Annotated in this window: 14 protein-coding genes; 3 read left to right on the forward strand and 11 right to left on the reverse strand. The window is 67.7% G+C overall.

Translation table 11 applies throughout. The features are described from left to right. Positions 1-174: 174 nt before the first annotated feature. Both IE198_RS23045 and galU read right to left on the reverse strand, forming a co-directional pair. Complete coding sequence (locus IE198_RS23045; RefSeq protein ID WP_189889623.1) at positions 175-1,338, reverse strand: hypothetical protein; 1,164 nt, start codon at positions 1,336-1,338, stop codon at positions 175-177. Positions 1,339-1,478: 140 nt separating this feature from the next. Beyond that, positions 1,479-2,381, reverse strand: coding sequence for a UTP--glucose-1-phosphate uridylyltransferase GalU (gene galU, locus IE198_RS23050; protein ID WP_189889626.1), 903 nt, complete (start codon positions 2,379-2,381; stop codon positions 1,479-1,481). 254 nt (positions 2,382-2,635) lie between these two features. Here galU and IE198_RS23055 point away from each other — a divergent pair, with 254 nt between their 5' ends. Continuing rightward, complete coding sequence (locus IE198_RS23055; RefSeq protein WP_189889628.1) at positions 2,636-3,727, forward strand: LCP family protein; 1,092 nt, start codon at positions 2,636-2,638, stop codon at positions 3,725-3,727. A gap of 96 nt (positions 3,728-3,823) precedes the next feature. Further along, complete coding sequence (locus IE198_RS23060) at positions 3,824-4,222, forward strand: PIN domain-containing protein (protein WP_189889630.1); 399 nt, start codon at positions 3,824-3,826, stop codon at positions 4,220-4,222. On the opposite strand, the gene IE198_RS23065 is transcribed toward IE198_RS23060, so the two are convergent. The 9 genes from IE198_RS23065 to ngcE all read right to left on the reverse strand — a co-directional run bounded on the left by IE198_RS23065 (position 4,219) and on the right by ngcE (position 16,695). Then, the gene (locus IE198_RS23065; RefSeq protein WP_189889632.1) at positions 4,219-5,733 is read right to left on the reverse strand and encodes an amino acid permease; all 1,515 of its coding nucleotides are present in this window, start codon (positions 5,731-5,733) and stop codon (positions 4,219-4,221) included. The two genes, IE198_RS23060 and IE198_RS23065, sit on opposite strands and share 4 nt — an antisense overlap. 331 nt (positions 5,734-6,064) lie before the next feature. Then, positions 6,065-8,026, reverse strand: coding sequence for a 1-deoxy-D-xylulose-5-phosphate synthase (dxs, locus tag IE198_RS23070; protein WP_373299942.1), 1,962 nt, complete (start codon positions 8,024-8,026; stop codon positions 6,065-6,067). Positions 8,027-8,214: 188 nt separating this feature from the next. Further along, positions 8,215-9,501 (reverse strand): sugar ABC transporter permease, encoded by a 1,287-nt coding sequence (locus IE198_RS23075; protein WP_189889634.1) that lies wholly within the window; start codon positions 9,499-9,501, stop codon positions 8,215-8,217. After that, positions 9,498-10,286 carry an ATP-binding cassette domain-containing protein gene (locus IE198_RS23080; RefSeq protein WP_189889636.1) on the reverse strand — a complete coding sequence of 263 codons (789 nt, stop codon included), beginning with the start codon at positions 10,284-10,286 and terminating at the stop codon, positions 9,498-9,500. The genes IE198_RS23075 and IE198_RS23080 overlap by 4 nt, the downstream gene beginning before the upstream one ends. A gap of 295 nt (positions 10,287-10,581) precedes the next feature. Continuing rightward, positions 10,582-11,694: a substrate-binding domain-containing protein gene (locus IE198_RS23085; protein WP_229834252.1), complete on the reverse strand. Its 1,113-nt coding sequence runs from the start codon at positions 11,692-11,694 to the stop codon at positions 10,582-10,584. Positions 11,695-11,816: 122 nt separating this feature from the next. Then, positions 11,817-13,025 (reverse strand): ROK family transcriptional regulator, encoded by a 1,209-nt coding sequence (locus IE198_RS23090; RefSeq protein WP_189889638.1) that lies wholly within the window; start codon positions 13,023-13,025, stop codon positions 11,817-11,819. Positions 13,026-13,326: 301 nt separating this feature from the next. Further along, positions 13,327-14,253 carry a carbohydrate ABC transporter permease gene (locus IE198_RS23095; protein ID WP_189889640.1) on the reverse strand — a complete coding sequence of 309 codons (927 nt, stop codon included), beginning with the start codon at positions 14,251-14,253 and terminating at the stop codon, positions 13,327-13,329. 2 nt (positions 14,254-14,255) lie between these two features. After that, positions 14,256-15,197, reverse strand: a complete 942-nt coding sequence (locus IE198_RS23100) for a carbohydrate ABC transporter permease (RefSeq protein ID WP_189889642.1) — start codon at positions 15,195-15,197, stop codon at positions 14,256-14,258. A 49-nt stretch (positions 15,198-15,246) separates the two neighbouring features. Beyond that, on the reverse strand, positions 15,247-16,695 hold the full coding sequence (gene ngcE / locus IE198_RS23105; RefSeq protein ID WP_189889644.1) for an N-acetylglucosamine/diacetylchitobiose ABC transporter substrate-binding protein: 1,449 nt from the start codon (positions 16,693-16,695) through the stop codon (positions 15,247-15,249). 506 nt (positions 16,696-17,201) lie between these two features. Between ngcE and IE198_RS23110 the strand changes: the two genes are divergently transcribed. Further along, positions 17,202-21,041, forward strand: coding sequence for a GH92 family glycosyl hydrolase (locus tag IE198_RS23110; RefSeq protein ID WP_189889646.1), 3,840 nt, complete (start codon positions 17,202-17,204; stop codon positions 21,039-21,041). The last annotated feature ends 115 nt before the right edge of the window (positions 21,042-21,156 follow it).

A 21,156-nucleotide genomic window follows, 5' to 3' on the forward strand; every position in this document is an offset into this window, starting at 1 on the left:
CACATAATAGGACACGATCAGATTCGACAACAGCCGTGGATCATCGCGTGCGATTACGGAAGATTTGGCCAACTTCCGCAACAAAGCAAGGTCATCGGGGGTCACGGGCCGACCTCGTCACACGAAAGGGACGCCGACACGTGAGGCATCCCACTCTCCGCACGACGGCTGCGGTCAGCCGACTTCCCGCCACGCCTCGAAGGCCAGGCCCGGGTCGAGCATGTCCTGACGGGTGACCCAAAGGGCACCATCGGGGCGAATCGTCGCAAGCACGACACGCCCCATGCCGTCGACCTGAACGGCAGGCCAGCCGACGCATGCTTCACCGACCGGCGCCCACCAAGTGCCGTACACCTCCCCCTCGGTGGGATAGGCGGCGACCTCAGGGGCACCGTGTGCGCCACGCTGGACCAGTACGGTGCAGTCGTATCCGTTGATCGATGCGCGCACCGCGCCGACGGGCCCCTCGCCCGCCGCTCCACCCAGGGACGTCAGAACAGCCGGCGCGTTCGACCCGTCCGCCTGGGCGCGATATGCGACGACTTGACCGTCGGCCGGGTGACGCCAGTAGAACGTGACACTTCCCGGCCCCGTCTCCAGCCCCGTATGAGTCAGCTCGACCGCGGGCTGGGCGGGGCGGCCGAGGAGGCGAAAGGCCTTGTCCGACGCGTCTCGAGCCCAGTGCACGACTCCCTTGCTGTACGTCGCGAGGGCCTGGATCGAACCCGTGGACGTGGGTACCGCCACCAGGGGCGTACGCACCCATCTGTTGTCCATGCCCGCCCATGACTCCCAGTTGCCTCCGGGGTCCCGCCTGCGGGTGCGCACCGAGTGCCCGAGACAGTGGATGAAGACATGGAGCGCGCCTGAACCGTCAGCGGCGACGAAGGGGTGGCCGAGCCTTTCGGACGCAGTGCCGTCGTCTTCTCCACGGAAGGGGTTACCCAGTACATGCCATCCGCTGAGCGGGCGCCCCGTCTGGAACTGCGTGGCGAAGACGATCTCTCGGCCGCCCATGGCACCTTCGCGGTACCGCATTCCGGCAAAGTAGACATAGCCGTCCGATCCCTGACTGAAGACGGCATACCCCGTCCAGTCGTCCACGGGGAAAAGCTCGGGGCCGATCCACCTCGTGGACCCGGGCTCGGACTCCGTCCATCGGGCGATTCCCTCCGGCACGGAGCAGTAAGCAGTCAGCCGACCGTCACGACCGAGGAACAACCAGCTCGCGGTGGGCGTGGATCCCGAACCGACGGCAGCGGCGACCCCGGGTCCGGACAGGTCCTGGCCGGAGACGGGAACGCCGGCACCCACCACCGCACGTTTGCGTCGCGCCATGTCCTCGGACCCACCTCTCCTGCATGAACTGGGCGACAATAACACCGGGCGCATTCCTGTCCCCACGCAGCGGAACACGGAGCGACAGAAAGGCAAACATGCCGCAATAGCCGGAAATGGACCATCAGTCGGCCGCTCGATCAGAGTTCGTCCCGCACCCAGTCCCGCAGCCACTGCCGGAAGTCCGGACCGAGGTCCTCGCGCTCACAGGCCAGCCTCACAATCGCCCGCAGATAGTCGCCGCGGTCGCCGGTGTCGTATCGCCGGCCCTTGAAGAGAACCCCGTGCACCGGACCGCCGGCCGCCTCGATCTGCGTCAACTGCTGCAGGGCATCGGTGAGCTGGATCTCACCACCCCGCCCCTCAGGGGTGCGCCGCAGCGCCTCGAAGACGCCGGGGTCGAGTACGTACCGGCCGATGACCGCGTACGAACTGGGCGCCTTGCCGGGCTCGGGCTTCTCCACAAGACTCGTGACGCGGACCACGTCCGCAGCTTCACCGACCTCTACGGCTGCGCAGCCGTACAGGTGGATCTGGCTCTCCGGTACCTCCATGAGCGCGACGACACTGCCGCCGAGCTCGCGCTGCACCTCGATCATCCGGGAGAGCAGCGGGTCGCGCGGATCGATCAGATCGTCACCGAGAAGCACGGCGAAGGGTTCGTCGCCGACATGGGCCGCCGCCGCGAGCACGGCGTGCCCGAGCCCGCGCGGATCCCCCTGGCGCACATAGTGCACGGCCGCCAGGTCCGACGACTGACGCACGGCGGAAAGACGCCGCTCATCGCCCTTGCGCCCGAGAGCGTGCTCGAGTTCGTAGTGACGGTCGAAGTGGTCTTCCAGCGCCCGCTTGTTGCGGCCCGTCACCATCAGCACATCCTCGAGCCCGGCGGCGACCGCTTCCTCGACGACGTACTGGATCGCCGGTTTGTCGACGACCGGCAGCATCTCCTTGGGCGTCGCCTTTGTGGCGGGCAGGAACCTGGTACCCAGGCCTGCCGCGGGGATCACTGCCTTGACGACTCCGGGACGTATGTCGGTCACGAGGTTCCTTGCCTGTGATGAAGACGGGCCGTGGGACGGCACCTTCGGTGCTTGCCGGCTGTGAGGCCGAGTCGATTCGGCGACCGCACGTGGAGGGATTTTGAACGCCGAAGAATGTAACCGACCGCAGGAGGTCGAAAATTTGTCTATAGTGCACGGTCAGTCATGCATTCAAGGACCGGTCACACCCCCCACCCGAGTCCCACGCATTCCACCGCCCCTCCAGGGCAATGAACTTGAGGACTCGAGACAGGATGAGCCACGACGCCGCCACGCCACCGGGCCCGCAGGGGGACGGACACGGGAGGAAGCGGCGCAGATCCGCTCCTCGCAAGCGCCGTCGCGGTCTCAAGATCACTCTGGGAGTCGCGCTCGTCCTCCTGCTGGCCGCGGGAGGCACCGCCTACTGGCTGTACAGCAGCCTCGACGGCAACATCAAGGGCGTCGACCTCGACAAGGCCATCGGCGACGACCGGCCTCAGAAGTTGCCGACCAGCGGTCAGAACCTTCTCGTGCTGGGATCGGACTCCCGGGCCGGCGGCAACGGCGGGCTCGCGGGGGGCGACGTCAGCGGCGCCCGTTCGGACACCGCGCTCATGATCCACATACCCGAGGGCCGTTCCAGCGCGACGGCGGTCAGCATCCCGCGCGACACCCTCGTCGCCCGGCCCGAGTGCGTCAAGTCCGACGGCTCCGCCCTGCCGCCCAAAGAGCGCGTGATGTTCAACTCCGTCTACTCCCTCGCCGGTCCCGCGTGCGTCGTGAAGACCGTGGAGAAGATGTCCGGAGTCCGGATGGACCACTACCTGGAAATCGACTTCGCCGGATTCAAGGAGCTGGTCGACGCGATAGGCGGAGTGACCGTCAACGTCGACGAGCCGATTCGCGACACGGAGTCCGGCCTCGATCTCACGACCGGGTCGCACAAGCTCAACGGCACGGAATCCCTGGCGTTCGTCCGAACGCGGCACGGTATCGGTGACGGCAGCGACCTGGGTCGTATCGGTTTGCAGCAGCAGTTCATGATGGCGCTGCTCAGCGAGGTCAAGTCACAGGACCTGCTGGGCAGTCCCACCAAGTCGTACAAGATCGCGGACTCGCTCACCCAGTCGCTGACGACCGACTCCGGTCTCGACTCGCTCACCAAGCTCGCCGAATTCGCCCGCAGCATGGACGGCGTCGACCCGGCCTCGATGGAGACGATCATGCTCCCCGTCGCCTACGACAAGATCGACCCGAACCGTGTCGTCGCCGCCGAGCCGCAGGCGACCGAGCTGTGGAAGGCCATCCGCAACGACGCGGAGATCCCCGAATCCGCGAAGAAGTCACCCGCCACGGGCGGCTGACGAGCGTCGAGCCTCTCCCGAAGCCCCGGGCACCCGGATCCCACCAGGTGCCCGGGGCTTCCCATGGTCCGCCCCCGGGCCTGCGACCCTGACCCCATGGACACACTTCCCGTACTTCTGATCGTCGACGGCGCCAACGTCGTCGGCTCCGTTCCCGACGCGTGGTGGCGCGACCGGCGCGGGGCCGCCGAGCGGTTGCGGGACGGGCTGGTGGGGGTGGCTGCCGAGGGCATCGACGGATGGCCCGGGCCGCTGGAGGTGGTGCTCGTTGTGGAGGGCGCCGCCCGCGGAGTGGGCCCGGTGCCGGGCGTCGGGGTGGTGTCGGCGCACGGCAGCGGCGACGACCTGATCGTGGATACCGTACAGGCGGCGGCCGGCCGGACCTGTGTGGTCGTCACTGCGGACCGGGAGCTTCGGCGGCGTGCCGAGGCGCACGGCGCGCGGTGCGTGGGCCCGCGCGCCGTGCGCCCGCCGGACGGGACCTGGTCGAGCTAGTACTTGGCGTCTGCGCCTTGGCGACCGAGTCGGCTGTTCCTGCGCCCGTAGGCGGCGTACACGATGAGGCCGAATGCCATCCAGACGGCGAAACGGAACCAGGTCTCGCCCGGCAGGTTGAGCATCAGCCACACCGACGCGGCGATCGAGAGGATCGGGATCACCGGCACCCATGGGGTGCGGAAGGCGCGGTGGAGGTCGGGCCGGGTGCGGCGAAGGATGATCACGCCGAGCGCCACGACGACGAACGCGAACAGGGTGCCGATGTTCACCAGCGTGGCGAGCTCGTTGATGCTGGTGAAGCCGGCCACGATCGCGATGATCACCCCGAGCAGGATCGTCGGGCGGTAGGGCGTGCGGAAGCGTGGGTGGGTCACGGAGAAGAACCGCGGCAGCAGACCGTCCCGGCTCATCGCGAAGAACACCCGCGTCTGGCCCAGCAGCAGGATCATGCACACCGTGGTCAGGCCGACCGCGGCGCCGAAACTGATCACGCCCGCGAAGAACGGTGCCCCGACGGACTTGAAGGCATCGGCGAGCGGCGCGCTGACGGAGAGCTCGCTGTAGTGCTGCATGCCCGTCACCACGAGGGAGACGGCGACGTAGAGCACGGTGCAGATGAGCAGCGAGCCGAGGATGCCGCGCGGCATGTCACGCTGGGGCAGTTTGGTCTCCTCGGCCGCCGTGGCCACGACGTCGAAGCCGATGAAGGCGAAGAAGACGATGGACGCGGCGGTGAAGATGCCCATGACGCCGAAGTTCGTGGGCTCGTAGCCGAACAGCAGCTGCACCAGCGGCGCATCCCAGCCGGAGCCGGACTCCTGACTCTGCGCCGGCGGGATGAACGGGTCGTAGTTGGCGGCCTTGACGAAGAAGAGGCCCGCGACGATGACGATGAGCACCACGCCGACCTTGATGGCCACGACCACCGCGGTGATCCGTGCGGAGAGCTTCATGCCGACGACGAGGATCGCCGTCAGCACCAGGATGAGAAGGAAGGCCAGCAGGTCGAAAGTCCCGCCCTCCACATCAGGGCCTTGCAGCCCCGCGGGCAGGTTCCACCCCACGTTGTCCATGAGCGATCGCACATAACCCGACCAGCCGACGGCCACCACCGCCGTGCCGAGCGCGAACTCCAGCACCAGGTCCCAGCCGATGATCCAGGCGGGCAGCTCGCCGAGCGAGGCGTACGAGAAGGTGTAGGCGGAGCCGGCCACCGGGACCGTGGAGGCGAACTCGGCGTAGCACAGCGCGGCCAGGGCACAGACGATGCCGGATGCGACGAAGGCGAGTGCGGTCGCCGGGCCGGCGTTGTTCTTGGCAACGGTGCCGGTGAGGACGAAGATGCCGGTGCCGATGATGACGCCGACGCCGAAGACCGTGAGGTCCACGGCGGAGAGGGACTTCTTGAGTGCGTGCTCCGGCTCTTCTGTGTCCCTGATCGACTGCTCGACTGGCTTGGTCCGGAAGATCCCTTGCGTGCCGCCGGACGGGTCGGTATCTGTGCTCACCCCTGCACCTCCACACTTGTCGTCCCCGCCATGATCGGGACGGTGCGTGGTCCGTGGAGAGCCGGAACGGGTGGGTTCGACCGAATGGGCCGAAGGGACCACCCTTACAGGGGGTACCCCCTGGGAACAGTCCGCCACGTCGTCGCACACGATCGGCGCGCTGTGTCCCGATATCGGCTGGAGACGGGCCTGTCGGTCGGTCAACAGGCGCGTCCATGCGCCTGTTCGGCGGTTCCGGCCATCGAGGTCGTTTCGGCACGCCGGGCACGGGACGATGCCGCTCGGTGCGCCGACCGGACGGAGGTCCGGTCGGCGCACCCGAGAGCCGGTGTCAGTCGCGGGCGGGTTCGACGGCCTCGCTGTCGATGCGGCCGTCGAGCTTGGAGACCAGTCCGGTGACCTGCCGGGCGATGTCCGGTGCGGTCAGGCCGATCTCGGCCAGCACCTCGCCCCGGGAGGCGTGGTCGAGGAAGCGCGGCGGGATGCCGAAGTCCCGCAGCGGCACGTCCACGCCCGCGTCGCGCAGCGCCTGGGCGATCGTGGAGCCGACTCCGCCGACGCGGCTGTTGTCCTCGACGGTGACGACCACCCGGTGCTGCTCGGCGAGCGGCGCCAGCGCCTCGTCGACGGGCTTGACCCAGCGCGGGTCGACCACGGTGGTGGAGATCCCCTGGGCGTCCAGCAGGTCGGCGATCTCCAGGCACATCGGGGCGAGGGCGCCGACGGAGACCAGCAGCACGTCGGGCCGCTCGGCCTCGTCGCGGCGCAGAACGTCCATGCCGCCGGCCTTGCCGACGGCCTTGACGGCCGGGCCGACCGCGCCCTTGGAGAAGCGGACCACGGTCGGCGCATCGTCGACCTCGACCGCCTCACGCAGCTGTGCGCGGACCTGGTCGGCGTCGCGCGGGGCGGCGATCCGCAGGCCGGGGACCACCTGGAGGATCGACATGTCCCACATGCCGTTGTGGGAGGCGCCGTCGGTGCCGGTGACGCCGGCCCGGTCCAGTACGAAGGTCACACCGCACTTGTGGAGGGCGACGTCCATCAGGACCTGGTCGAAGGCACGATTGAGGAAGGTGGCGTAGACGGCGAAGACGGGGTGCACGCCGCCGGTCGCCAGGCCCGCCGCGGAGACCGCGCCGTGCTGTTCGGCGATGCCGACGTCGTAGACCCGGTCGGGGAAGGCCTTGGCGAATTTGTCGAGGCCGACGGGCTGGAGCATCGCGGCGGTGATGGCGACGATGTCCTCGCGCTCCTTGCCGAGCTTGACCATCTCCTCACCGAAGACGGAGGTCCAGTCGAGGCCGGAGCTGGAGATGGGCAGCCCGGTGTCCGGGTGGATCTTGCCGACGGCGTGGAAGCGGTCCGCCTCGTCCTGGAGCGCGGGCTGGTAGCCACGGCCCTTCTCGGTGAGGCAGTGCACGATGACCGGGCCGCGGAAGCGCTTGGCACGGGCGAGGGCCGACTCGAGCGCCTCGATGTCGTGGCCGTCGATGGGGCCGACGTACTTCAGACCGAGGTCCTCGAACATGCCCTGGGGGGCGATGAAGTCCTTGAGGCCCTTCTTGGCACCGTGCAAGGTGCCGTACAGCGGCTTGCCGACGACGGGCGTGCGCTCGAGGAGGTCCTTGCCGCGGGCGAGGAAGCGCTCGTAGCCGTCGGTGGTGCGCAGGGTGGCCAGGTGGTTGGCGAGGCCGCCGATGGTGGGGGCGTAAGAGCGCTCGTTGTCGTTGACGACGATGACGAGCGGGCGGTCCTTGGCGGCGGCGATGTTGTTGAGCGCCTCCCAGGCCATACCGCCGGTGAGGGCCCCGTCGCCGATGACGGCGACGACATGGTCGTCCTTGTCGAGCACCTCGTTCGCCTTGGCGAGGCCGTCGGCCCAGCCGAGCACGGTGGAGGCGTGCGAGTTCTCGATGATGTCGTGTTCGGACTCGGCCTGAGAGGGGTAGCCGGACAGGCCGCCCTTCATCTTGAGCTTGGAGAAGTCCTGGCGGCCGGTCAGCAGCTTGTGGACGTAGCTCTGGTGTCCGGTGTCCCAGAGGACCTTGTCCTTCGGGGACTCGAAGACACGGTGGAGGGCGATGGTCAGCTCGACCACGCCGAGGTTGGGTCCGAGGTGTCCGCCGGTCTTGGAGACGGCGTCCACCAGGAAGGTCCGGATCTCTGCGGCCAGCTGCTCCAACTGCTCCGGGCCGAGCCGGTCCAGGTCACGCGGTCCCTTGATCCCGGACAGCAGATCCGACCCGTCGCCCACCACCCTTGAAGGACGCGCTGCGCGCGGCTGTGTCACCGTGCCTCCTTGCATTCGAGCTGCCTTCGAGCTGATCGAGTCGAAGCTGATCGTGCGTTGCCGATTGACCGAGTCTAATGTTCCGCGCACGGGCTCGGTCACAGGGCCGTGCGTTCTGTTTCAGGCCTATGACGTAGGCACAGCAGTGCCCGGCACCGCGGTGCGGTGCCGGGCACTGTGTGGTGGTACTAGGCGCGACCTGCGGTCTTCTGTGTCTTACGGGTGATCGAGTCGATCACCACGGTCGCCAGCAGAACACCGCCGGTGATCATGTAGACCACCGGGGTCCTGATGCCTTCCAGCGCCAGGCCGTACTGGATCGAGACGATCACCATCGCACCGAGCAGCGCGTTCCAGGTGCGGCCCCGGCCACCGAAGAGGCTGGTGCCGCCGATGACGGCTGCCGCGATGACGTTCATCAGCAGCTCACCGGCGCCGGCGCTCTGGTTGGCCGCCGCGATCTTGGACGCCCAGAACAGACCGCCGACGGCCGCGAACAGGCCCGCGATGGTGAAGACCGAGATCCGGACGGCGGTGACGTTGATACCGGCGCGCCGCGAGGCCTCGACGCTGCCACCGAGGGCGAACACCTTGCGGCCGTAGGAGGTGCGGCGGAGTACGAAGTCCGTGACCACCAGGGCGGCGAGGAAGAGCACCAGGGCCAGCGGCAGACCGCGGTACTGGTTGAAGACGGCTGCGGCTGCGAAGGCCACGACGGCGAGCAGCACCGTCCGCAGCAGTGTGTCGGACAGCGGCCGGGACGGCACGCCGGCGGCCTCACGGCGGCGGTTGTCGAAGAACGACGAGAGGAAGAACACGGCCACGGCGGCCGCGGCGAGGCCGTAGGCGGCCGCGATGTCGGAGAAGAAGTACGTGGTCATCCGGCCGACCACGCCCTCCGAGTCCAGGTTGATCGTGCCGGTGTCACCGAGCATCTGGAGCATGAAGCCCTGCCAGAACAGCAGACCTGCCAGTGTGACGGCGAAGGCGGGCGCGCCGATCCTGGCGAAGAAGAAGCCGTGCAGGGCGCCGATGGCCGCACCGCCGACGAGGGCGATGAGTACGGCGAGCCACTCGTTCATGCCGTGGGTGACGCTGAGCACGGCCACCAGCGCGCCGGAGACACCGCTGACGGCGCCGACGGACAGGTCGATCTCGCCGAGCAGCAGCACGAAGATGATGCCGACGGCCATCATCCCGGTGCCGACCATGGTGACCGAGATGTCGGTGATGTTCTTCGCCGAGAGGAACTGCGAGTTCATGCTCTGGAAGATCGCGGCAATGATGATCAGACCGAGGACGACCGGGATGGACCCGAGGTCTCCGGCGTGCATCTTCCGCTTGAACTCCGACCAGTAGCCCTTGAGGCCCTGCTCGCGCACCAGCAGCCGCGGGTCGACGGCCGTGAGCGCGTCGTGCGCGGCGTCCGGGTTGACGACCGGTGCGTCGGCGGTGGAGGTCTTCTCTGTGGTCACTTCTGAACCTCCGCGTTGCGCGCCGCACGGCGGGTCACGGCGTTGTCCGTGGCACCGGTGATGGCGGAGATGATCTCTTCCTGCGAGGTCGACTTGACCTCGAAGATCCCGTTGTTGCGGCCCAGTCGCAGTACGGCGACCTTGTCGGCGACGGCCTTGACGTCGGCCATGTTGTGGCTGATGAGGATCACGGCGTGGCCGCGTTCCCGGAGCCGTTCCACCAGGTCGAGCACCTGCGCGGTCTGCTCGACACCGAGTGCGGCGGTGGGCTCGTCGAGAATGACGAGCTGGGGCTCGCCGAGCATCGAACGGGCGATGGCCACGGTCTGGCGCTGACCGCCGGAGAGCGAGGCGATCGGGATACGGACGCTGGGAATCCGGATCGAGAGCGTCTTGAGGAGCTCCAGGGCACGGCGCTCCATCTCGACCTCGTCGAGAACGCCGCGCTTGTGCAGCTCCCGGCCGAGGTAGAGGTTGCCGACGACGTCGATGTTGTCGCAGAGCGCGAGGTCCTGGTAGACCGTCGCGATGCCGAGGGCCTGGGCGTCGTGCGGCCGGTTGATCGCCACACGCCTGCCCTCCCATTCGATGTCGCCTTCATCGATGGGATGCACGCCGGCGATCGTCTTGACCAGCGTGGACTTTCCGGCGCCGTTGTCGCCGACGAGTGCGACCACCTCACCGGCGTGGACCTCAAGCTCTACGTCGGTGAGCGCCTGCACGGCACCGAACCGCTTGGAGACCCCGCGCAACGCCAACACGGGCGTAGCGGACACGTGAACCATCTCCTTCGCCGCCTGACCGGCGGGGATGCCGCACCGCCGGGGTGAGGCGGGGCGGAGGCTGAGCGTATGGAATGAAAATACGAAGAAACGGGCGAGCGTTCCATCCGATGCCCCGGCCCCCCGGCGGGGGCTGAAGGGAGGGGCGGGGCACCGAAAGGTTTCTGCGGGACGTCGCCACCCCGGCCGGACTCCGGCTCCGGAGGCGTCGGGACTCGCGCGTCCCGGCGCGGCGCCTCATGCCCCGGCAAGCAGCCGGAGCGCCCCGATGGGACCCGGGGGCTCCGGCGAGCTGGGCCTACTTCAGGCCGAGCTTGTCACAAGCGGCCTTCAGCTTCGCGGTGCAGATCTCCTGGACCGTGTAGACGCCGTCCTTGATGACAGTGTCCTTGATGTTGTCCTGGGTCAGCGAGACGACCGGGACGAGCACGGCCGGAACACCCTGGTTCGTGGGGCTGTCGACCTTGGCCTTGGCGAGCGCGTCGAGCTTCTCGCCCTTGGCGAGCGCCACGGCCATCTCGGCGGCGGCCGAGGCCTCCGGGGCGTACGGCTTGTAGACGCTCATGAACTGCTCACCCGCGACGATGCGCTGCACGCCGGAGAGCTCGGCGTCCTGGCCGGTGACCGGCGGGAGCGGGGAGACACCGGCGGCCTTGAGGGCGGTGATGATGCCGCCCGCCATGCCGTCGTTCGCGGAGTAGACACCGACGATCTTGTCCTTGCCGAGGGCCGAGATCGCGGCCTCCATGTTGGCGTTGGCGTTCTCCGGCTTCCACTCCTTGGTGTCGTACTCCTTGCCGATGTTCACCTTGCCGTCGAGCTGGGAGTGGGCACCCTTCTTGAACAGCGCGGCGTTCGGGTCGGTGACCGAGCCGTTCACCATGACGACCTGGCCGTCCTTGGCCTTGTCACCCAGGGCCTCGAGCAGGGCCTTGCCCTGCACCCGGCCGACCTCTTCGTTGTCGAAGGAGGTGTAGGCGTCGATGGGGCCTTCGGCGAGGCGGTCGTAGGCGACGACCGGGATGTTGGCGTCCTTGGCCTTCTTCACGCTGTTGGCGATCGCCTTGGAGTCCACGGCGTCCAGGATCAGGGCGTCCACCTTGTTGGTGATCATGGTCTCGACCTGCTGGGACTGCTGTGTGGCGTCCTGCTTGGCGTTGGCGTAGACCACCTTCGCCTTGCCGTTCGTGAGCTCGCTGATCTTCTTCTCGATCAGCGGCTTGTCGAACTTCTCGTAACGAGCGGTCTGGTTCTCCGGAAGGAGAAGGCCGATCGTGATGTCGTCGCCCTTCTTGGGGCTCGACTCGCTCGTGCTCTCGCCCGAGTCGCCGGCCTGTCCGCAAGCGGCCAGCGATACGGCCATCGCAGTGGCGGCGACAGCAACAGCGGCACGACGCAGATGTGCGTTCACGATGAGAAACCTCCCTGACGAGGCCGCGTCGCTGCGGCCGAGGTGGCTTGGAGTCAACTCGGCCCCGCCGTCAGCGTCAAGGAGTAAATCCTTAACGAGATGACAACGGTGCCATTCGTTATCTAAGTGAAGGCGGGCGCGCCGACCGGCGACGCACTGTCAGACCCTTGCAAAAGTGTTGAATCACCCATTTCGCTGAGTGCGAGGGCCAGCGCACCGAGCACCTCCGCACGCCCGCCCAGAGCTCCCGGAGCCACCGAGAGCTGCCTCGCCGCACTGGGAATGGCATAGCGGGAGACGGACTCGCGGATCGGCCCCAGTACCAACTCTCCAGCCTCCGCCAGATCACCTCCGAGCACCACCCGGCTCGGGTTGAGGAGGTTGCACAGGTTCGCCACGCCGCTGCCGATGTGGCGGCCGACATCGGCCACGACACGGCGGCAGCCCGGGTCGCCCTCCCGGGCGAGCTGCACGACGCGCTCCATGGTCAATTCCGCCCCATGACTCGGCTGCAGCAGCGGCAGCACGTATCTGGCCGCGGCGAAGGTCTCCAGACAGCCTCGGTTGCCGCAGCGGCAGACCGGGCCCGACTCGTCCAGCGTGATGTGCCCGATCTCGCCGGCCGTACCGCCGGGGCCCCGGTAGATCTGACCGTCTATGACGAGCCCGGCGCCCACACCGCTGGCCACCTTGATGTACGCCAGGTCCTTGACCCCACGGCCGCTGCCCCACACCAGCTCGCCGAGCGCGCCGAGGTTGGCGTCGTTGTCCACGTAGACCGGCACGCCCAGGCGGGCCGACAGCTCCTCGCTCGGATTGATGCCCGTCCAGCCCGGCAGGATCGCCGTGGAGCCCAGGGTGCCCGACTCCACATCGATGGGGCCCGGTACGCCGAGCCCCACGCCGACCACCTTGCCCGGGCCGATACCCGTGGCCTCGATCAGCCGGTTGACCAGCGCCTCCGCCCGGTCGAAACCCTCGGCGGACGACGCGTCCACGTCGAGCGGCTCCGCCTCTTCGGCGAGCACCTGGTGAGCGAGGTTGCCGATCGCCACGCGCAGATGCGTATGGCCGAAGTCGACGCCGATCACGATGCCGGCGTCACCACTGAGCGAGACGCTGCGGGCCCTGCGGCCGCCCGCGGAGGTGGGGGTCACCTCCACCGTGCCGCCGTCCTTCAGCTCGCGGACGATGTTGGAGACGGTGGCCGCGGAGAGGCCGGTGCTCCTCGCGATCTCCGCCTGCGTCAGCGAGCCCGCCATGCGGACTGCGCGCACGACGCGTTCGAGATTGGCCCGGTGCAGAGATGTCTGCGATCCCGGAGTCTCCATTGACTCATCCACTCCTGCCCCCGGTGGGCGGCGCGACGACCGCCCCCGGCCGGGACGCCCGAAGGGCTTTGCCCGGCGTCTCTCCAACTTGTGAACTCTGAGTTCAACCTTTTCGGGCTTATTCCGTCAAGACCTTGAGCGGCGTCAAACTCCGATGAGCGCGGAGCCACGACGGAACCGGCCTGCGCCCCGTCCGGGCCGGGCGGGGCGCCCGGTGGGGGCCGCCACAGAGAAAAGCCCGTCCGCCGCGCTGGTGCGCGACGGACGGACGGGCGGGACGGAGGCGGCGGGGTGGACGTCGTTACTTGAGCGCACCCGCGGTGAGCCCGGCGACCACCTGCCGCTGGAAGATGATGTACGCCGCGAGAACCGGCAGCATCGCCATCACCAGGCCGGCGAAGAGTCCCGACCAGTCACCCTTGTACCCCTGGCTCACCGCCAGCTGGACCAGGCCCTGCGACAGGACCTTCTTGCTCTCGTCGGTGTTCAGCACCGTCGGCAGCATGTACTGGTTCCACTGGCCCAGGAAGTTGAAGATGCCGACGCTGATCAGTCCGGGCTTCGCCATCGGCAGCATCACCTGGAAGAACGTCCTGGTGTGCGACGCGCCGTCCATGAACGCCGCTTCCGCCACCGACGAGGGCAGGGTGCGGAAGAAGGCGGTCAGGAAGAAGACCGTGAACGGCAGCGAGTAGGCGATGTAGACCAGGATCAGGCCGTGGATCGTGTTGAGCAGGGCCATGTTGTTCATGACGTAGAACAACGGGACCAGGGCCAGGATGATCGGGAAGCTCATCCCTCCGATGAAGAGGAAGTAGAGGAAACGGTTTCCGGGGAACTCGAAACGCGCCAGCACGTAGGCAGCCATCGAACCCAGCAGCAGTGTGCCGACCAGCGAGCCGCCGACCACCAGAACGGTGTTCAGGAAGTAGTCGCTCATGTGCGCCTCTGTCCAGGCGCGCGACCAGTTCTCGAAGTGCAGTGTGTCGGGGAGCGCCCACGGCGAGGTGAAGATCGACTTGTCGTCCTTGAAGGACGTCATCACGGCCCACGCCAGCGGCATGACGACCATGAACGCCCAGAGGATCAGCATGCCGTGCGAGAAGACGTTGAGCACCTTGCCCTCGCCGCGCCTGCGCGGCGGTGGTGCCGCGCCGGCCGTCTTGGCGACGGCGCCGCCGCCGTCGCCGACCGGGACGGCGGCGGGAGGGGTTTCCGTGGTCTTCATAGTCAGTACTCCAGCCGCTCGCGCCGGCCCAGCCGCATCACGATCGCCGCGAAGAGCAGCGTGACGATGAGGAGGGCGACACCGATCGTCGTTGCGTAGGCGGCCTGACCGTCACGGAAGGCCTTCTGGTACACGTACAGCGGCATCACGATGGTCGAGTAGTCGGGGCCGCCGCCGTTCGGGCCGACTGTCATGATCTGGACGACCGCGAAGGACTCCGCGCCGAGCGCGAGGATGCCCATGTACACCCAGCCGGACTGCACGGTGTCCCACAGCAGCGGCAGGGTGATCTTGAAGAAGGTCGTGATGCGGCTCGCGCCGTCGAGGAGCGCGGCCTCGTAGAAGTCGTTCGGGATGGAGGCCATTCCGGCGGAGAAGAGCACCACGAAGAACCCGACGGTGCTCCAGATGAGGACCGCCGTCACGCACCACAGGGCCAGATCGGGATCGCCCAGCCACACCGGCTGGATGTCGTCCAGACCGACGGCTTTGAGGGCCGAGTTGATCGCACCGCTGTTGGGGTTGTAAGCGAACTGGAAGAGGAGCGCGACGATCGCGATCGAGAGGACCTGGGGGAAGAAGTACACGATCTTGTAGAAGGACGACCCGCGCACGCCGGTGATCGCTCCGGCGTTCTTGGCGTTCTTTCTGCGCCGGCCCCCCACATTGAGCATGAACGCGAAGAACAGTGCCAGGCTGAGCGTCACCAGCGGCAGCAGCAGTACGAGGATCAGGCTGTGTTGCAGCGATTTCCAGAAGACGTCGTCCTCCAGCATCCTGCTGAAGTTGTCGAAGCCGACCATCTGGAAGTCGGGGCTCAGTCCCGTCCAGTCCGTGAACGAATAGTAGATGGACTGGATGAACGGCCAGATGACGAAGAGCGCGTACAGCGTGAGGGGCAAGGCCAGGAACCCCACGATGAAACGGTACTTGCCGTGCTGCATCCCTACCGACCCCGATCTTCCTGCCGCAGCCGCCGCTGGTGACGTCCGCTCACTGGTGCTTGTAGTGCTTGATCGAGTCGTCCTTGGCGGCCTCGTCGGCGAAGCCCTGGATCTTCTTGATCGCCTCGGCCGGGGTGAGACGGCCGGCCATCATCTCGCCGATACCGCCCACGCCGATCTTCTCCTTCTGCAGGGCGACGTACCAGTCCTGCAGGCGCGGGTTCACCACGTTCTCCCCGGCCTTGTCGAGCGCCGCTACACCGGACTTCAGACCCGGCGTCAGCTCGATGCCCCCGGTACCCCCGTTGAACGCGGTCAGCGACTTGACCTGTGAGGTGAAGTTCTTCGACGACGCCTCACTGAGCATGATGCGCAGCTGCTCCATGCCGCCGGCCGGGTTCTTGGCGTTGGCCGGGACGATGAACGGCTCACCGCCGGACGCCCACATCGTGCCGAACGGCATCTTGTCGGAGCTGTCGATGCCGGTGGGGGCGGAGACGGCGAGGTCGAAGTCCTTGGGCATGGTCTTCGCGGCCTCGTTCTCCACCCAGGAGCCGTTGGGGATGAAGAGCGCCTTGCCCTCGGTCCAGGCGGTCTGGGACTGGATGTGGTCCAGCCCCGGGGTGCCCCGGAGGATGTAGCCCTTCTTGGAGAGCTCGTAGTACGCCTCGAAGCAGGCCTTGACGGCCGGGTGCTTCCAGGCGTTGGGCTCGAGGTTGTCGATGGCGTCGAGGACCTCGCGGCCGCCGACCTTGGCGATCATCGGGTAGAGCGAGAACGGGATGTAGTACGGGTGCTTGCCCGCGTACGTCCAGCCCGCGATGCCCTTCTTCTTGGCCTTCTCACAGACCGCCAGCATGTCGTCCCAGGTCTCCGGGTACGTGGCGTCCAGACCGTCCAGCGCCTTCTGCGAGTACCACACGCCGTAGATCGTGTAGGCGTAGTAGAAGACCCAGACGGGCGAGCCGTCGAACTGGCCCATTTCGACGATCCCGGGCCGCAGTGTGTCGCGGACCTTCTTGCTCGGGTCGTCGATCGACGCGGCGTCGAGCAGCGGGGTGAGGTCGGCGAGCTGTTTCTTGCCGACCAGGACGCCCATGTCCATCTGCTCGGCGCCCGAGTTGTCGATGAGGTCGGGCGGGCTGCCCTGGTTGAAGCGCGGCTGCAGAACCGACTGGATCTTCTGCGTGGCGGAGAACTTGACCTTGGGGGCCTTGGGGTAGGTCTTCTCGAAGACGGCGACCGCGTCCTTGGCGTACTGCGTGCCGAAGCCACCGTCGAAAATGACGACTTCCAGCGGGGCCGTCCCATTGACCCCGAGCGGGTTCTTTGCGGTCTTCTCGCCCTTCTCGACCTTGTTCTCCGAGCCGCCGTCGCCGCTCGCGCAGGCGGAAAGGAAGCTCATCGTAGGAATCGCGAGCAGGCCGAGCGCGGCAGAACGCTTGATCAGATCGCGACGGCCGACGCCCTCGTTGTTGTGGGCGGAGGTGGATCCCATGCTCAAGTCCTCGCCTTCTCCAGGACTCAGGCGGTGTACCGGTCGCCCGTCCTTCTCGCCTCAGGCGAAGGGCCCCGCCACCGCAGTCAGTTGCTGCGCTTTCCCGAAGGGAAACACAGTGAAGCTTGGGTCGTGCACGGCTTCAGCGGGAACGGAGTGTCTGCGGCCGGGCCGTGCGCTCCGCACCTGTCCGCCGCCCACCGTCCCCCCTGGTCCGCAGTCATGTGGAACGGCTATGCGGACGCCGACAGGTATAGTCCACTTCCCGCTGTGTGAGCAAGATCAAATGCAAGGTTGGGGGGCCATCTTTCCCGAGTTGAGACCTCGGGGACCGAAGAGCCCCGAAATCGCCCTTACGACCGCAGCATTCCTCGTGGAACATCCGATTCGACCTGGCCCGCCCCGCCAACGCCCTTGACACCGTACGGGACTTACCTCCCTACTGGAGCCTGCGCCTCGCGCCTGACAACGTTGTCCAACGAACTCTCCCTGGAGGAAGATCCGGGATGCAGCCCAGAACCAGACCCCGGCACCGAAAGATCAATCCGGTCACCCTGGTGGTGACCGCTTCCATGCTGGTGTTGACGGCTCCCTCCGCCGCCGTCGCCCTTCCGTCCGAGCCCGGGCAATCGTCGTCGGCCGACCGGGAATTCACGTCATCATTCGAAGCGGACGAAGCCCAGCCGGACTGGCGCCACACCGTTGAAGTCACCGCCGATGGAAAGAAGCGGTCATCGGGAGTGGACGGCGGCTTCGCCGGCGGAATTCCGGGCAATGTCACCGACAAGGTGATCCAGCTGCGCGCAAGCGACGAGAACACCAGTGCCGGCGAGACCAAGGAGAATCTGGTCGACCTGCTGCCGAGCAGCAAATGGCTGGGGTTCGAACCGACCGCCTGGATCGAGTTCGACACGGACGAGCCGGTCAAGCTCGCCACCTACGCCCTGACCTCGGCGAACGACTTCGCCAACCGCGACCCGAGGGACTGGACGCTCAAGGGCTCCGCCGACGGCCAGAACTGGACGGTCCTCGACACGCGTTCCGGAGAGACCTTCGCCAAGCGCTTCGAGACCAGGACGTTCGACATCGGCGACCCGTCGGAGGTGACGGCGTACGCCCACTATCGTCTGGAGATCACCAGGAACAACGGCGCGTCCTCCGCCACCCAGTTGGCGGACGTGCAGTTCTCTAACGGGGACACGAGTGCGCCGGCCCCCGACGACATGCGCAGCCAGGTCGACCGCGGCCCGAGCGGCTCCCCCACCGCGAAGGCCGGCGCCGGCTTCACCGGCAGGCGCGCCCTCAAGTACGCGGGCACCCACGAGCCGGGCGGCCGGGCCTACTCGTACAACAAGGTCTTCGACGTCGACATCGATGTCCATCGCGACACCGAGCTCTCCTACAAGATCTTTCCCGCCATGGCGGAGACGGATCTGAACTACCCCGCGACCAATGTCTCCGTCGACCTCGCCTTCACCGACGGCACCTATCTGAGCGAGCTGAAGGCGACCGACTCGCACGGCGGTCTGCTGACCCCCCAGGGCCAGGGCGCCGCCAAGCGGCTGTACGTCAACCAGTGGAACGCCGTCGCCTCCGGCATCGGCACGGTCGCCGCGGGCAGGACGGTCGACCGGATCCTGGTGGGGTACGACTCCCCCAAGGGGCCGGCCAAGTTCCAGGGCTGGATCGACGACGTGACGATCGCGCCCCAGGCACCCGCGAAGCGGCTCGCGCACCTCTCGGACTACGCCTCCACGACCCGCGGCACCAACTCCAGCGGTTCGTTCTCCCGGGGCAACACCTTCCCGGCCACCGCCGTCCCGCACGGCTTCAACTTCTGGACCCCGGTCACCAACGCCGGGTCCCGGAGCTGGCTGTACGAGTACTCCCGCGGCAACAACGCGGACAACCTGCCCACGGTGCAGGCGTTCAGCACCAGCCATGAGCCGAGCCCCTGGATGGGGGACCGGCAGACCTTCCAGGTGATGCCGTCCGCGGCGGCCGGCACCCCGGACACCTCGCGCACGGCCCGGGCCCTGCCCTTCAAGCACGAGAACGAGACCGCACGCCCGCACTACTACGGCGTCACCTTCGAGAACGGCCTCAAGGCCGAGATGACGCCCACCGACCACGCGGCGATGATGCGCTTCACCTACCCCGGTGACGACGCGAGCGTGCTCTTCGACAACGTCACCCAGGAGGGCGGCCTCACCCTCGACCCGGCGGCCGGTTCCTTCACCGGCTTCTCGGACGTCAAGAGCGGCCTGTCCACCGGCGCCACACGGCTGTTCGTGTACGGCGTCTTCGACGCGCCGGTCACCGACTCGGCCTCAAAGGGCGTCACCGGCCGGGTCCGCTTCGACGCGGGCCAGGACCGGACCGTCAACCTGCGGATGGCGACCTCGCTGATCAGCGTGGACCAGGCGAAGAAGAACCTCGCCGACGAAATCCCGGCCGGGACCCGCTTCGAGAAGGTCCGGGGCAAGGCGCAGGACGCCTGGGACGACATCCTCGGCAAGGTCGAGGTCGAGGGCGCCACCCACGACCAGCTGGTCACGCTCTACTCCAGCCTCTACCGGCTCTACCTCTACCCGAACTCGGGCTTCGAGAACACCGGCACCAAGCAGAGGCCCGATTACCGGTACGCCAGCCCGTTCTCGCCGATGACCGGTCCCGACACCCCGACCCGTACCGGCGCGAAGATCGTCGAGGGCAAGGTGTACGTCAACAACGGCTTCTGGGACACGTACCGCACGACCTGGCCCGCGTACTCCTTCCTCACCCCGAAGAAGGCGGGCGAGCTGGTCGACGGCTTCGTCCAGCAGTACAAGGACGGTGGCTGGATCTCCCGCTGGTCCTCCCCCGGCTACGCCGACCTGATGACGGGCACCAGCTCGGACGTGGCCTTCGCCGACGCGTACGTCAAGGGTGTCGACTTCGACGCCGAGGCGGCGTACGAGGCGGCACTGAAGAACGCCACCGTCGTGCCCCCGTCCTCCGGTGTCGGCCGCAAGGGCATGGAGACCTCGCCGTTCCTCGGCTACGCCTCCACCTCGACCCATGAGGGCCTGTCCTGGTCGCTGGAGGGCTACCTCAACGACTACGGCCTCGCCGAGATGGGCCGGGCGCTCTACAAGACGACGAAGAACCCCCGCTACAAGGAGGAGTCGGAGTACTTCCTGGGCCGGGCGCAGGGCTACGTCGACCTCTTCGACTCGAAGGCCGGATTCTTCCAGGGCCGCAGCCCGAAGGGCGACTGGCGGGTGCCGAGCGAGAAGTACGACCCGCGGGTGTGGGGCTACGACTACACGGAGACCAACGGCTGGGGCTACGCGTTCACCGCTCCGCAGGACAGCCGCGGTCTGGCCAACCTCTACGGCGGCCGCTCCGGCCTCGGCGAGAAGCTCGACTCCTACTTCACCACGCCCGAGACGGCGTCCCCCGAGTTCGTCGGCTCGTACGGCTCCGTCATCCACGAGATGACCGAGGCGCGTGACGTCCGGATGGGCATGTACGGCCACTCCAACCAGGTCGCCCACCACGCGACGTACATGTACAACGCGGCTTCGCAGCCGTGGAAGACCCAGGAGAAGGTCCGCGAGGTCCTCTCCCGCCTCTACACCGGCAGCGAGATCGGGCAGGGCTACCACGGCGACGAGGACAACGGCGAGCAGTCGGCCTGGTACCTCTTCTCCGCGCTCGGGTTCTATCCGCTGGTCATGGGCAGCGGCGAGTACGCCATCGGCTCGCCCCTGTTCACCAGGGCGACCGTGCACCTGGAGGGCGGCCGCGAGCTGGTCGTGAAGGCCCCGAAGAACAGCGCGGAGAACATCTACGTGCAGGACCTGAGGGTCAACGGCAAGAAGTGGAACTCCACCGCGCTGCGGCACGAGGTCATCGCCAAGGGTGGCACGTTGCAGTTCGACATGGGTCCGAAGCCGTCCACCTGGGGCACGGGCAGGAACGCCGCCCCCGTCTCCATCACCCAGGACGACGAGAAGCCCACGCCGCGCCACGACGTGATCCCCGCGGGCGGTCCGCTGTTCGACAACTCCTCCGGCACGTCGGCGGCGTTCTCCTCGGTCGACCTGCCGGTCGCCGCGGCGGCGAAGGCGGTGCAGTACACGCTCACCTCCGCCGCGAGGGACAAGGCCTGCTCGGGCTGGGTGCTGCAGGGCTCCGCCGACGGCACGTCGTGGACGGACCTGGACAAGCGGTCGGGCGAGTCCTTCGACTGGGACAGGCAGACCCGGGTGTTCAGCGTGGAGCGGCCGGGCTCGTACGAGCACTACCGGCTGGTGGCCACGGGTGAGGCGACGCTCGCGGAGGTCGAGCTGATCTCCTGAGCGGTCGGGCGAACGGCGGGCGGGCGCGGGTCCACGGACCTTGCGCCCGCCCTTCGTCGTCGGTCCGGCCTGCAGGCCGGACCGCTCACCGCGGGTGAAGCCGGCCCGGCGGCGG

Origin of the sequence: Streptomyces xantholiticus (assembly GCF_014651015.1) — a bacterium.
Taxonomy (GTDB): domain Bacteria; phylum Actinomycetota; class Actinomycetes; order Streptomycetales; family Streptomycetaceae; genus Streptomyces; species Streptomyces xantholiticus.